At 34.8% G+C, this 14,286-nt stretch carries 11 protein-coding genes; 9 read left to right on the forward strand and 2 right to left on the reverse strand.

Annotated elements, in window-relative coordinates:
• The first annotated feature begins 12 nt into the window (after window positions 1–12).
• The 6 genes from IWX80_RS03095 to IWX80_RS03120 are packed head-to-tail and all read left to right on the forward strand — an operon-like array spanning window position 13 to window position 6,732.
• Window positions 13–684 carry a TetR/AcrR family transcriptional regulator gene (locus tag IWX80_RS03095; protein ID WP_196852118.1) on the forward strand — a complete coding sequence of 224 codons (672 nt, stop codon included), beginning with the start codon at window positions 13–15 and terminating at the stop codon, window positions 682–684.
• Window positions 685–700: 16 nt separating this feature from the next.
• Window positions 701–2,362: a peptidase domain-containing ABC transporter gene (locus IWX80_RS03100; RefSeq protein WP_121364951.1), complete on the forward strand. Its 1,662-nt coding sequence runs from the start codon at window positions 701–703 to the stop codon at window positions 2,360–2,362.
• A 2-nt stretch (window positions 2,363–2,364) separates the two neighbouring features.
• Window positions 2,365–3,711 carry an HlyD family secretion protein gene (locus IWX80_RS03105; protein ID WP_196852119.1) on the forward strand — a complete coding sequence of 449 codons (1,347 nt, stop codon included), beginning with the start codon at window positions 2,365–2,367 and terminating at the stop codon, window positions 3,709–3,711.
• Window positions 3,711–5,099 carry a TolC family protein gene (locus IWX80_RS03110; RefSeq protein WP_196852120.1) on the forward strand — a complete coding sequence of 463 codons (1,389 nt, stop codon included), beginning with the start codon at window positions 3,711–3,713 and terminating at the stop codon, window positions 5,097–5,099. The genes IWX80_RS03105 and IWX80_RS03110 overlap by 1 nt, the downstream gene beginning before the upstream one ends.
• Window positions 5,100–5,143: 44 nt before the next feature.
• Window positions 5,144–5,962, forward strand: coding sequence for a type I methionyl aminopeptidase (gene map / locus IWX80_RS03115; RefSeq protein WP_196852121.1), 819 nt, complete (start codon window positions 5,144–5,146; stop codon window positions 5,960–5,962).
• Window positions 5,962–6,732, forward strand: coding sequence for a class I SAM-dependent methyltransferase (locus tag IWX80_RS03120; RefSeq protein ID WP_196852122.1), 771 nt, complete (start codon window positions 5,962–5,964; stop codon window positions 6,730–6,732). The genes map and IWX80_RS03120 overlap by 1 nt, the downstream gene beginning before the upstream one ends.
• Window positions 6,733–6,810: 78 nt before the next feature.
• Here the strand turns inward: IWX80_RS03120 and IWX80_RS03125 are convergent, their stop codons facing one another.
• Window positions 6,811–9,621, reverse strand: coding sequence for a M16 family metallopeptidase (locus IWX80_RS03125; RefSeq protein WP_196852123.1), 2,811 nt, complete (start codon window positions 9,619–9,621; stop codon window positions 6,811–6,813).
• A 166-nt stretch (window positions 9,622–9,787) separates the two neighbouring features.
• On the opposite strand from IWX80_RS03125, the gene IWX80_RS03130 reads away from it, so the two are divergent.
• The 3 genes from IWX80_RS03130 to pruA all read left to right on the forward strand — a co-directional run bounded on the left by IWX80_RS03130 (window position 9,788) and on the right by pruA (window position 13,439).
• Window positions 9,788–11,053, forward strand: a complete 1,266-nt coding sequence (locus IWX80_RS03130) for a type IX secretion system plug protein (RefSeq protein WP_196852124.1) — start codon at window positions 9,788–9,790, stop codon at window positions 11,051–11,053.
• An 80-nt stretch (window positions 11,054–11,133) separates the two neighbouring features.
• Window positions 11,134–11,520: a Co2+/Mg2+ efflux protein ApaG gene (apaG, locus tag IWX80_RS03135; protein WP_113634711.1), complete on the forward strand. Its 387-nt coding sequence runs from the start codon at window positions 11,134–11,136 to the stop codon at window positions 11,518–11,520.
• Between the two features lie 290 nt (window positions 11,521–11,810).
• On the forward strand, window positions 11,811–13,439 hold the full coding sequence (pruA, locus tag IWX80_RS03140) for an L-glutamate gamma-semialdehyde dehydrogenase (protein ID WP_196852125.1): 1,629 nt from the start codon (window positions 11,811–11,813) through the stop codon (window positions 13,437–13,439).
• Between the two features lie 164 nt (window positions 13,440–13,603).
• On the opposite strand, the gene rsmG is transcribed toward pruA, so the two are convergent.
• The gene (gene rsmG / locus IWX80_RS03145) at window positions 13,604–14,233 is read right to left on the reverse strand and encodes a 16S rRNA (guanine(527)-N(7))-methyltransferase RsmG (RefSeq protein ID WP_196852126.1); all 630 of its coding nucleotides are present in this window, start codon (window positions 14,231–14,233) and stop codon (window positions 13,604–13,606) included.
• Between the last annotated feature and the right edge of the window lie 53 nt (window positions 14,234–14,286).

Here is a 14,286-nt window from a genome sequence, read left to right on the forward strand (position 1 = left end):
ATATTATCGTTTATGAATTCTATACTATCGAATTTAAAAATACAAGTCAACGAGAAAATATACGTTAAGGATCCGGAAACGTCTCCTTTAGGTAAGAAGATTATACAACAAAGTATCCTCTTGATAGACGAAATTGGTTTTGACAATTTTACGTTCAAAAAGTTGGGAGAAAAAATTGGTTCCAATGAAAGCTCCATTTATCGTTACTTTGAGAACAAGCATAAATTGCTCGTATATTTATCTTCTTGGTATTGGAGCTGGATGGAATATAAGCTGGTTTTTGCAACTACAAATATTTTGGATCCATCCGAAAAACTGGACAAAGCAATAACAATTGTAACTGAAAAAGTTACTGATGACATTAATACAGAACATATCAACGAATCTATTTTGAATAAAATTATCATTGCAGAATTTACAAAAACATTACAGACAAAAGAAGTAGATCAAGAAAATAAAGAAGGTTTTTTTCTGATTTATAAAAGGGTAATAAACCGAATTGTAGGCTTTATAAACGAAGTCAATCCGGAATATCCTTTTTCTAAATCGCTAGCATCAACAATCGTAGTTGGAAGCTTACACCAACATTTTCTGACGGAACATTTGAAAACTATTACAGATTGTAATGAATACGTGAGTACTACTCAATTTTATTTAAATCTTACCAAAAATGTCCTACGATAAACAAAAAAAAATTACCATGACGCCATTAAAACGTTTTTACAATTTACTTGAATTAGATAAAAAAGATGTGTATCAAATATTTTTTTATGCCATTTTTGCAGGATTAATCAGTTTGTCTTTACCTCTGGGTATTCAAGCCATCATCAACTTTATTCAATCCGGAAGAGTAAGCGCCTCTTGGATTGTTTTAATCATTTTGGTAATTTTTGGTGTCGCATTAGTGGGGATTTTATCCTTGATGCAATTGCGAATTACTGAAAATTTACAACAGAAAATATTTGTTCGCGCTTCATTTGAATTTGCGGCTCGTTTGCCAAAAATAAAAATGGATCAATTGTACAATTCTTATCCACCAGAATTAGCCAATCGATTTTTTGACACGATGACTATTCAAAAAGGAACTTCTAAGCTGCTAACCGATTTCTCAGCAGCATTATTGCAAATTGCTTTCGGAGTAATTTTACTGTCTTTGTATCACCCGTACTTTATAATATTTGGAGTACTACTATTTTTCCTTTTGTATTTTATTTTCCGATTTTCTTTTAAATCCGGTCTGGAAACAAGTTTGAAAGAATCAAAATTCAAATATAAAGTAGCAGGCTGGTTACAAGAATTAGCACGGAATAATTACAGTTTCAAAAATGACCTTCACTACAATTTTGGACTCCAAAAAAACAACAATATAGCGGCTGCTTACTTGAATTATCGCGAAAAACATTTCAATGTTATCCAAAGACAATTTACCCAATTAATCATTTTTAAAATTTTAATAACTGGTGGCTTATTGTCTATTGGAGGTTTTTTGGTACTTTCAGAACAAATGAATATTGGCCAATTCGTAGCGGCAGAAATCATTATTTTATTAGTTATAACTTCTGTCGAAAAAATTATCATTGGACTTGAAACATTCTACGATGTACTGACCTCAATTGAAAAAATTGGTCAAGTGACTGACATGGAATTAGAAGACGATACCGCATTTAACAGCGATACTTGCTATGCTAATATTTCATTGGAAATAGAAAATCTTACGTTTAAATTTCCGGATTCAAACAAGGAAATATTAAGTAATTTATCTCTTAAAATAGAACAGGGAGAAAAAATAGCAATTGAAGGACCTAATGGTTCTGGGAAAACAACCCTAATTCGCATATTGTCCGGTTTATTGCAACCTACATCTGGTACTTTTTACATTAATGACGATACGTATAGAAAAATTAACCTGAAGCAATATCGTTCGCAAATTGGCGGTATTATTCACGGTGAAACACCATTTGAAGGAACGCTGTTAGAAAACATTACGTTCAATGACAGCTCAATAACAACTGAAAATCTAAAATGGGCTATTGAAGGAGTCCAACTTTCCAGCTTTGTAAAAACGCTGCCGAAGGGTCTCGAAACACGCATTTTTCCTGAAGGCAAGCAATTATCATCTTCCGATGCTGAAAAAGTACTATTGGCTAGAAGTATCATACACAAACCAAAAATCCTTTTTTACGAAGATCCTACGGACATGATGGATATTAAAATTGCTAATGAAATTATTGATTTCCTTACATCCGAGAAGAATAACTGGACAATAATAGTTTCCTCAAAAAACCCATACTGGAAAACCAAATGCAGTCGCATCATCACTATGGAAAATGGAACTATTCAACTTGATTTAAAAAATAATTAGTCATGCTAAACATATCTGACAATAAAACAAAACTGCCGTCATTAGATCGTTTTAGTACGGTGAAAAACCTAGTCAACAGACCACACTATAAAATTTTAAATAAAATTATTGTAGGGGTTTCAATTATAGGGGTAATAGCACTCTTTTTGCCTTGGACGCAAAACATTTCAGGCAGCGGTAGCGTTACCACATTAAGACCTGACCAAAGACCACAGTCCATTCAGAGTGTGATTTCTGGTCGACTTGAAAAATGGTATGTTCAAGAAGGCGATTTTGTAAAGAAAGGCGATACAATTCTATTTATATCAGAAATAAAAGAGGATTACATGGATCCAAATTTAGTTCAAAACACACGAAATCAAATAGATGCAAAAAAACAATCTTTACAATCGTATGGTTCAAAAGTAAGCACGCTTACCGGCCAGATACAAGCCATTGAAAGAGAAAAAGTTTTGAAACTGGAACAAGCACAAAATAAAATCAAACAATCAGTTTTGAAAATAAAGAGTGACAGTATCGATTTAGTTGCCGTAAGAACCCAATTAAAGATAGCCAATACACAATACAATCGTTCGGTTCAACTGAATAAGGAAGGACTGAAACCACTTACTGATATTGAAGAAAAAAGACTGAAATTACAAGAAGTAGAAGCGAAAATTATCACTCAGGAAAACAAATACTTAACCAGCAAAAACGAGTTTATTAATGCTAAAGTTGAGATAAACAGAATAAGCGCGGAGTATGCAGAGAAAGTTTCGAAAGCAAATAGCGACAAATTCACAGCGCTTAGCAGTCAGTACGATACTGATGCACAAGTAAATAAACTTGAAAATCAGTATGCAAATTACAGCATTAGAAACGGAATGTATTATATCAAAGCCTCGCAAAACGGCTACATCAACAGGGCTTTGCAATCCGGAATAGGAGAAACAATCAAAGAAGGAACGCCAATTGCAACCATAATGCCATCAAAATATGATATTGCCGTAGAAACTTTTGTAAACCCAATAGACCTTCCATTGTTACGCAAAGGAGAAAAAGTCAGAGTTTGGTTTGATGGCTGGCCTACAATTGTATTCTCCGGATGGCCAAACATGTCTTACGGAACCTTTGGAGGTGAAATTGTAGCCATTGAAAATTTCATTAGTGTCAATGGAAAATATCGCGTATTAATTTCACCTGATAATAGTGATGATAAATGGCCTGAGCAACTGAGTATAGGAGCTGGAGCGCAAACCATCGCACTGCTAAATAATGTGCCGGTTTGGTTTGAATTGTGGAGATCCTTGAACGGATTCCCTCCTAATTATTACAAACCAGGGGTAAAACCAACAACAGAGAAAAAATAATGAAACAACTATTTTTAGCATTTTTATTTTTGGGTTTTGCTGCAACAGCCCAAGATATCACCTCAAAAGAATTCACTTATACGGAGTTTTTGGGGTATGTAAAAAAATACCATCCGCTGGTGAAGAATGCCAACTTGGAAATCAGTAAAGCGCAAGCTAATTTGATGATGGCTCGCGGTGGTTTTGACCCAAAAATTGAAGTCGATTTCAGCGAAAAACAATTCAAAGACAAAGAGTATTATTCGATTTTGAACAGCAGCTTCAAAATCCCAACATGGTACGGAATCGAGATTAAAGCGGGTTTTGACAATAGTGATGGCGTATACTTGAATCCGCAAAACACCCTTCCCAATCAAGGATTAACTTCCTTAGGAGTGACCGTTCCACTTGGACAAGGACTGTTTATCAATCAAAGAATGGCTGATGTCCGAAAGGCAAAAATGCAAATACAATTGAGTCAGGCAGAGCGAAAACTTCAGGCGATTGCGGTTTTGTATGATGCTTCACTGGCTTATTTTAATTGGAAAAAAAACTTCAATGAAGTGCAGTTGTATGAAGAATATAATGAAAATGCACAAATTAGATTTAAAGGAATTCAATCTTTAATTAATCAAGGTGACAAACCCGCAATTGATAGTGTTGAGGCAGGAATTATTGTGAAAAACAGAAAACTGAGCTTAGAAGATTCGAATCTGAAATTGGCTAAAGCCAAATTAGAACTCGCTACTTTTCTTTGGTTGGAAAACAATATTCCGCTGGAATTATCCGATGAGTTGATTCCTGAAACCCAATTGGAATTCACGATTCAGGAAAGTTTAAAAACGAATGATTTACTGAACACCGATTTCTCCATCACTAATCATCCAAAAATTAATGCGCTGCAAAGCAAAATTGACATGCTCAATGTGGAACGAAAACTGAAAGCTAACATGCTTTTACCAAAAATTGATGTCGGTTACTCCTATATTTCAGAACCCAGCTATATTGATAATTATCAGTTTGAGGATTATAAAATTGGACTAGATTTTTACTTCCCTTTATTTCTTCGAAAAGAACGCGGAAGCTTGAAATTGGCGAAGTTCAAAGTTCAGGAAACTGAATTTACATTAGATCTTGAAAAAGTACAATTGACCAATAAAATAAATGCACAAAAAATGGAAATTGAGTCATTGTTAAGACAAAAAGAGCTGATAAAAGGTTTGGTTCAAGACAATCTGACAATGTTAAACTCAGAGGAAAGATTATTTTCTTTTGGAGAAAGTTCCTTATTTCTAATCAATACTCGAGAGAATAATTTAGTTAGCGCTCAGCTTTCGAAGATCGCTTTAGAGAATCGTTTTTACATATCAAATTCAGAGCTTTTTAAAATAATGGCCAATCCGGATTAAATAATTTATAAAATCGTACTTTTGCAAACTGAAAAACAAGAATTATGATTATTGTAAAATCACGTGAAGAAATAGAATTAATGCGCGAAAGTGCGTTGATCGTATCAAAAACATTAGGAATGATTGCTTCTGAAATCAAAGAAGGAGTCACCACTTTATACCTCGACAGATTAGCCGAAACATTCATTCGTGATCATGGTGCAGAACCTAGTTTCCTTGGATTATACGGTTTCCCAAATTCACTTTGTATGAGTCCAAACTCGCAAGTGGTGCATGGAATTCCAAATAATAAACCATTGGAAAGCGGTGATGTAATCTCTGTGGATTGTGGTGCTTTCAAAAACGGATACCATGGTGACCATGCATATTCTTTTGAAATAGGCGAAGTTGCTCCTGAAACTAAAAAATTATTACAGGTTACCAAAGAATCATTATACGTAGGAATCCGCGAACTAAGACTAGGAAACCGTGTTGAAGACGTAGGAAATGCAATTCAAAAATATACCGAATCACATGGTTATGGTGTAGTACGGGAATTAGTAGGACACGGCTTGGGCCAAAAAATGCACGAAGATCCTGAAATGCCTAATTATGGCAAAAAAGGAAGAGGAAAACTTTTTGTCGAAGGAATGGTTGTTGCCATTGAACCGATGATTAACATGGGAACCCGAAACATCAAACAACACAAAGACGGCTGGACAATCACAACCGCTGACGGAAAACCAAGTGCTCATTTTGAGCACGACGTAGCCATTATTGATGGGAAACCGGAGATTTTGTCCACTTTTGGTTATATCTACAAAGCGTTAGGAATCGTAAGTACTGAAGAAGATGAGTTTAGACAAACACCTTTAGTGCTGTAATGAAAAAACTATTTAAACTTATACTCAATACCATTCCGCGTCCTATACTTATTCGCTTAAGTTATGTGGCACGTCCTATTATCGCTTATTCATTAAAAGGAACTAATTTCACCGACCCTATTGATGGAAAAAGCTTCAAATCGATGTTGCCTTATGGATACCAAACACAACGAAATAATGTGCTTTCGCCAAGTACACTTTCATTAGAAAGGCATCGTTTATTGTGGTTGTATTTAAATAACGAAACAGATTTTTTTACTTCGACAGCAAAAAAGAAAGTATTGCATTTTGCACCAGAGCAAGCTTTTTATAAATTGTTTCGAAACCAAAAAAATCTGGACTATACAACAACCGATTTATTTTCTCCGTTGGCGGATGTGAAAGCGGACATTTGTAATTTGCCTTTTGAGGACAATCAATATGATGTTATTCTGTGCAATCATGTTCTAGAACACATCCCGGATGATACGAAAGCAATGCAGGAATTGTATCGGGTTTTGAAACCGGGTGGAATGGCCATTTTACAAATTCCACAGGATTTATCCAGAGCAACAACCTTTGCCGATGATTCCATTACGGATCAAAAAGAACGCGCTAAAATCTTTGGTCAATACGATCACGTTCGTATTTATGGCCGTGATTATTTTGATAAATTACGAAGTATCGGTTTTAAAGTAATCGAAGAAGATTACACTAATAAAATTGCCCCCGAATTAGTAGAAAAATATTGTTTGGCTAAAGGGGAAATTATTCCCGTTTGTTTTAAATAATTCAAACCATAAATTCACATCATAAAAAAACCTGCTAAAGTTAATTTTAGCAGGTTTTTAGTTTATAAATAAATTGGTTTATTTCTTTTCTGGCATCAACATTCCAATAACTTTATCTTTGGTAAGATATTTTTTAGCAATATTTTGAATATCTTTCGCAGTCACCGCATTTACAGCTTCTTCAAATTTCAAGACATCCTCGGTACTGTTTCCATAAATATAAGATCTCGTGAAATTAGACAACCAATATCTGTTTTCTTTACTGTCTTTTCTAAAATCAGCTAATTCTCCTTCTTTGAATTTAGCCACATCTTTTTCATCCGGTCCGTTATCGATAATATTTTGAAGTTCTTTTAAAGCAGAAGCTGTCAATTTTTCAGCATTATCCGGTCCACATGGAAAACCAATATTAAAACTGTACATTCCATTTGGAATTTTACTCAAACTTCCTCTTGCAGAAACACCATAAACACCACTTTCGTTTTCACGCAATTGCTCGATTAATTTTATAGTCAAAACTTCACCTAGTGCCTGCATCGTCATCGCATCTTTAGCGGAATAAGTTGCATCGCCATAATACATGATCGTCACATTACTTTTTGGATCTGTTCCTTTGTTAACGACTTTTTTCAAATCTCCTTTTAACATTCGGTAGCCTAAATCAACTGCTTTCTCTTTTTTATTGGTAGCTGGCAAAGACGCTAAATATTTAACGGCATATTCTTCCATGGTTTTATCATCGATGTTTCCCACAAAATAAAACTCAAAATCAGCTGCATTCGCAAAACGCTCTTTGTATTTATTATACGCTAACTTGTAATCTGTTTCAGCCCAAGATTTATCCGTTGGCATAACTCCATTGAATCTTGGATTTTCTTTATTCAAATACGTATAAAACTCCTGTTGAAAATAGTTTTGCGGTTGCGAAGCCATATTCTTAAAGAAACTTGATTGCTTTTGTTTAAAGCCTTCAAAAGCTTCAGGATCATAGTTCAAATCAGTGAAGTAAGCATACGTCATTTGGAAAAGATATTCTAAATCCTTAGGAGTAGCATTTCCGCGTAAACCTTCTGTAGTAGAACTAATATATGGATTCACTCTCGCTATTTTACCTGTCATGAATTTATTTATATCATTCAATTTAAGTCCTGAGAATCCGGCTTCCGCCAAAGCGCCATTGGCAAATTGAACTTTTTTCATCTCCTCGTTCGAGTATAAATTAGTTCCTCCAAAACTCACTGCTTCAAAAAGAACCTCATCATTCTTGAAATCGGTATTTTTGTAAATCACTTTCACACCATTGGATAAAACTAAGGTCTTGGTTCCAATTTTCGCATTGCTTTCACGACTAACAATTGTACCTGGTTTAACCTCATTGCGCATTAAACTTGTAGCAACAGCAGCATCTTCATAAGGCTTAAGATCATCTGCGTTAACTTTTAATGCGTCTAGAACTTGTTGTTCCGTTACTTTTTTCAAACCTTCTTTTTCAGGTCCGGTCAGAATAATAACGCGGTTATCTTCTTTTACATAATCTTTAATCAAGCTATTCACATCCTTTAAATCGATCAAAGGCATCAATTGCTTCATCATTTGATACGTCCACTCGATTCCGGGAACTGGTTCTTTTTCTAAGAAATTAGCTTGGTATTCACCCACAAAATTCACTGAATTCGTTTTGTCTCTATCATTATATGCTTTTTCAATAGATGCCAGAAATTCGGCTTTGGAGCGATCTAATTCGCCTTGAGTGAATCCAAATTTCTTTGCTCTCTCATTTTCAGTCACCAAAACTTTCAAAGCATTCAACTGCTTGTCTTCCTGAGACATTGCTACTGATTGATACGCTTTTTTATTTCGGGCAAAAGTGCCGCCATAATACGAATATCCATACGTAAACGGAGGTGTTGCTGAGTTTGTCAGTTCATCCAATCGTGTGTTTAAAAGTGTAGAAAATAATCCTTCAACAAGAGAATTTTTGAAATCTCCAACATTTACCACTGTTTTTGGAGTTCCGTAATCTTTGTACATTAATTGTACTTGAGCACTTGAGGCTTCTTTATCACTTTCTACAGCTACAAAAGTTTCCTTATGATTAGGAACATCATAAAACTTTCTCAACTTTTCGTTTGCTGGGTTTTTATAGCTTGAAAAATGTGAAATAATTTTTTTCTCCATTTCAGCAACATCAATATCACCCACAACAATTACACTCATCAAATTTGGACGATACCAATCTTTATAAAAATTAATTAAAGATTGATGTTTGAATTTTTCTAAAACTTCCTTTTGTCCAATTGGCAATCGTTCCGCATAATGGGAATCGTGCATCATTTTAGAAATATAACGTCCCTGCATTCTTTTTCCGGCTCCTAAACCTAACCTATATTCTTCCAGAACAACTCCTCTTTCTTTATCAATTTCTTCCGGAGTCAAAACCGTATTGAAAGCCCAATCCTCAATAATTTGGAATCCTTTTTCCAATTTTTCAGGGCTGTCTGATGGAATTGGTAAAAAATAAACGGTTTCATCAAAACTGGTGTAAGCATTCAAATGCTGTCCAAACTTTACACCGATACTTTGTAAATAATCAACCAATTGGTTTTTTGGAAAACGCTTGGTTCCATTAAAACACATGTGCTCCATAAAATGAGCTAAACCTTGTTGATCATCCGTTTCTAGAATGGATCCCGCATTGACGACTAATCGAAGATCTACTTTGTTTTCCGGTTTGGCATTTTTCTTGATATAATAGGTTAACCCATTTTCAAGTTTTCCGGTTTTCACGCTCGGATCAAAAGGAATGGCTTTTGAATAATCCATTTGCTGTGCAAAAACAGCTAATGGAAATAACAAAACACCAAAGACTAAGTTGTTGATTTTTTTCATAAGGTTGGTTTATTTGTAGTAAAACTAATCAGTTACCATTTAAAAACAGAACGAATTAAGAGAATATTAACAGATATTACTCACAAAAAAAATCGTCACCACAAAAACAAGATCAACTAAAAACAAAACGTAATCCTTATATTTACAAAATCTTAAGTGCTACAAAATGAAAAACTCTTTTCTCAATATAACCTTTCTTCTTCTCACGGTGTTTTGTTCCTATATTTCTTTTGCTCAAGCAGAAAAAGAAATCGCTCCGCCATACAACATCAAAACCATTTCATTTGTACAAAATGACCAAAATATAGTTCCAATTTTAAAATTAGGGGAAGGATTTCAATTTCAATTTGATGATCTTTTTGGTAGTGAAGCCAATTACTACTACGAAATTATTCATTGCGACTATAACTGGAATCCTACCTCAATTCCGAAAAACGAGTATCTTGAAGGTTTTGATAACCAAAGAATTCAAGATTACAGCAATTCCTTCAATACATTACAAATCTATTCGCATTACAAATTAGCGATACCAAATCAGTTTACCCTACAATTAAAGATCAGCGGGAATTACATGATTAAAGTTTTAGATGAAAATAAAGAGGTGGTATTTTCCAGAAAGTTCATTTTATACGAAGATTTGGTTACAGTTCCTATCCAAGTAAAACGAGCCAGAACAGTTAACAACATCGAATTAAAGCAGAATTTAGATTTCACTATTCGATCCAATACTATTACTTTTCAAACGCCGTTGCGAAATGTAAAAGTATTATTACTGCAAAACGGCCAAATGAATACTGGCATTAAAAATATAGTTCCGCAATACACGATTGGTAATGATTTGATTTACAAATATGATTGGGAGACTCAGTTTTGGGCTGGAAATGAATTTTTATTTTTCGAAAACAAAGATATCAGAGCCGCGAATAATAATATAGCCCGAGTCGATTTTAGCACGGCAGTTTACGGATCATATTTGTACACTAGCGCCGCCAGAGCGAATTTTCCGTATTCATTTACTCAAGATGTGAATGGCAATTTTGTAGTCAACAATTTAAATACAGCTAACAACGAAATCGAAGCTGATTATGCCTGGGTTTATTTCAGCCTTTCGGCACCTACTTTCCGATTGAATAAAAATATTTATGTCACTGGAATGTTCAATAATTATATGCTGTCTCCAGAATACAAAATGGAGTATAATCCCAAAAAAGCAATTTATGAAAAAGCAATTTTAATCAAACAGGGATTTGCTAATTTTGAATACAAAGTCGCTGACGAAAAAGGAGTAATTGACTATGAAAATGCAATTGATGGAAATTTTTACCAAACAGAAAATGATTACACAATAGTCGTTTATTACAGAGAAAACATTGACCGATACGACAGAGTTGTGGGTAAAGGAATAGCTAATTCCATAAATATCATCAACTAAAAAACTTTTGATAAATTTGGTAAAACGACACCATTTTTTTGTAAATTTGTCAATAATAATCACATATTCATCCATTTAACATGGTTTCTCAAATAACAAGAGGTATAAAGATTTCTGTATTGACTAGTTTTGAGGGTACTTACTTCAAAAACTATAAGATTCACTTTGCCTTTAGTTACGTAATCACAATCGAAAACCACAGTAAGGATTCCGTTCAATTGATTTCGCGCCACTGGGAAATTTTTGATTCCCTAAATGACATCGAGATTGTTGATGGCGAAGGCGTAATTGGAAAAAAACCCGTTTTAAAACCTGGAGAATTTCACACCTACAGTTCAGGCTGCTTATTGTCGTCCCCATATGGCGCCATGAAAGGCTATTTCAACATGATAAATTTCACCTCAACAAAAAACTTCAAAGTTATTGTACCTGCTTTTAGGTTGAGTGCTCCATTTGCTTTGAATTAAAATTTATCTCTTTTTTCGTAGCTCATCCAGCTATACATTTCAAGTTTTAGTCGTCTCCTTTATTTTTTTCTAAGCACAATAAGGAGCTTCTGAAGTCGCTCTTATTCTGCAAGAAAAAATATAACGAGACCACAAAAAGCTTTCCATTTCTATCTGGGCTATAACACGACTTCCACCCATATTGCTTTTAGTTTACACCAAAAAACATCTTTTTTCAAACAATCCTTCGTACTTTTGTGCATTATTTTGAAACACACTGCAACCATTTCTAATTTTATAATTTTACAAATATGTTAAAAGGATTTTTTCATGTACCAAAAGCGGTAAACGAACCAGTAAAAGGATACGCACCAAATTCACCAGAAAAAGCAGCTGTACAAGCAGCTTACACAAAAATGTGGAATTCTAAAATCGATGTGCCTTTGTATATCGGAATCGAAGAAATTAGAACTGGAAACACAAAAAACATGACCGCTCCACACGATCACAAACACATCGTAGGAACGTATCATTTAGCCGAAAAAACACATGTTGAGCAAGCAATTGCAAATGCACTTGAAGCTAAAACTGCTTGGGCAAATATGGCTTGGGAACAAAGAGCAGCTATTTTCCTTAAAGCAGCTGAATTAATCGCTGGTCCATACAGAGCAAGAATAAATGCAGCAACAATGATTGCGCAATCAAAAAACATACACCAAGCTGAAATTGATGCTTCTTGTGAATTTATCGATTTTTTACGTTTCAACGTAGAATTTATGACCCAAATTTACAACGATCAGCCAAAATCAAATTCGGATATGTGGAACCGCTTAGAGTACAGACCTCTTGAAGGTTTTGTATACGCGATTACACCGTTCAACTTTACTGCTATTGCTGGAAATCTTCCTGCAAGTGCTGCTATGATGGGGAATGTTGTGATTTGGAAACCAAGCGACAGCCAAGTGTTCTCTGCACAAATCATCATTGAAGTTTTCAAAGAAGCAGGAGTTCCTGATGGCGTTATTAACGTTGTTTTTGGAGATGCTTTGATGATTACGGATACTGTTTTGGCAAGCCGTGATTTCGCTGGAATTCACTTTACAGGTTCAACTCACGTATTCAAAGATATCTGGGCAAAAATTGGAACAAACATTCACCATTACAAAACCTACCCAAGAATTGTTGGTGAAACTGGAGGAAAAGATTTTATCATCGCACATCCAAGTTCGAATCCAAAACAAGTAGCAACAGGAATTGTTCGTGGTGCATTTGAATTTCAAGGTCAAAAATGTTCTGCAGCTTCAAGATCTTATGTTCCACAAAGTTTGTGGCCAGCTATAAAAGAGCAATTAATAACCGATACAAAATCGATGAAAATGGGTTCTCCGGAGGATTTTGGTAACTTTATCACTGCTGTTATTCACGAAGGTTCGTTCGATAAATTAGCTGGTTTTATTGACCAAGCCAAAAAAGATGCCGATGCTGAAATTATCGTTGGAGGAAATTATGACAAATCTGTTGGTTATTTTATTGAACCAACAATTATCGTAACAACAAATCCACATTATTCTACAATGGAAACCGAATTATTCGGACCTGTAATGACAATTTTCGTTTATGAAGACGACAAATGGGAAGAAACTTTAGAACTAGTTGATACCACTTCAGAATATGCTTTAACAGGTGCGGTTTTCAGTCAAGATCGTTATGCAATTGAGCAAGCGACTACCAAATTGCAAAATGCGGCCGGTAACTTCTACATCAATGATAAACCAACGGGAGCTGTTGTAGGAATGCAACCTTTTGGTGGCGCAAGAGCATCAGGAACGAACGACAAAGCGGGTTCAGCATTGAACTTGTTGCGTTGGGCTTCGCCAAGAACTATCAAAGAAACTTTTATTACTCCGGTTGATTACAGATACCCGTTTTTAGGAGAATAAAGATTTAGAATCGCAGATTAACGATTTGTGATTTATAATTTAAACCCCACATGAATTCAAATTATTTTGAATTCATGTGGGGTTTTTTTTGAATGTCATCGCGAGGTACGAGGCAATCGCATAACGAGAGCAACAACTGTGATTGCTTCGTCCCTCGCAATGACTTATACTGTAAACTTCAACGGCAAATGCACCACTTTCTTCGTTTCAAAGAATTCATCTTCGAAGAAATCAGCTAGATTGTATTCCGTAGCTTTTGGGAAATCCTTCAATTCTTCGGTTAAATCTCCTCCCTTTAAATAGAGAATTCCGTTTTTCAATTCGTGCTTGTTGTTCTTTTTGATTTTGGTTTTTACCCAAGAAACAAAATCCGGCATATTTGTAACGGCACGACTCACGATAAAATCAAAATCTCCTTTTACATTTTCGGCACGCATTTGTTCGGCTTTTACATTCTTCAATTCCAATCCTTCGGCAACAGCCTGAACTACTTTTATTTTTTTGGCAATGACATCAATCAAATAAAAACGTGTTTCCGGAAAAAGAATCGCCAATGGAATACCAGGAAATCCACCACCGGTTCCAACATCCAGAACATAAGTACCCGGTTCAAAATTTACAATTTTGGCAATTCCCAACGAGTGCAATATATGTTTGGTGTACAAAGCATCTATATCTTTTCTCGAAATAACATTGATTTTTTCATTCCAATCATGGTATAAAAAATCCAGTTTTTCGAACTGCTCTTTCTGAATATTAGTTAAATTAGGAAAATACTTAAGAATCTCGTCCATCTATTATTTTTTTTAACAAAAGTAATACTTTACAGTTAAAATATTTATCTCAA

Source organism: Flavobacterium sp. CAN_S2, from assembly GCF_015752255.1.
Taxonomy (GTDB): Bacteria; Bacteroidota; Bacteroidia; order Flavobacteriales; family Flavobacteriaceae; genus Flavobacterium.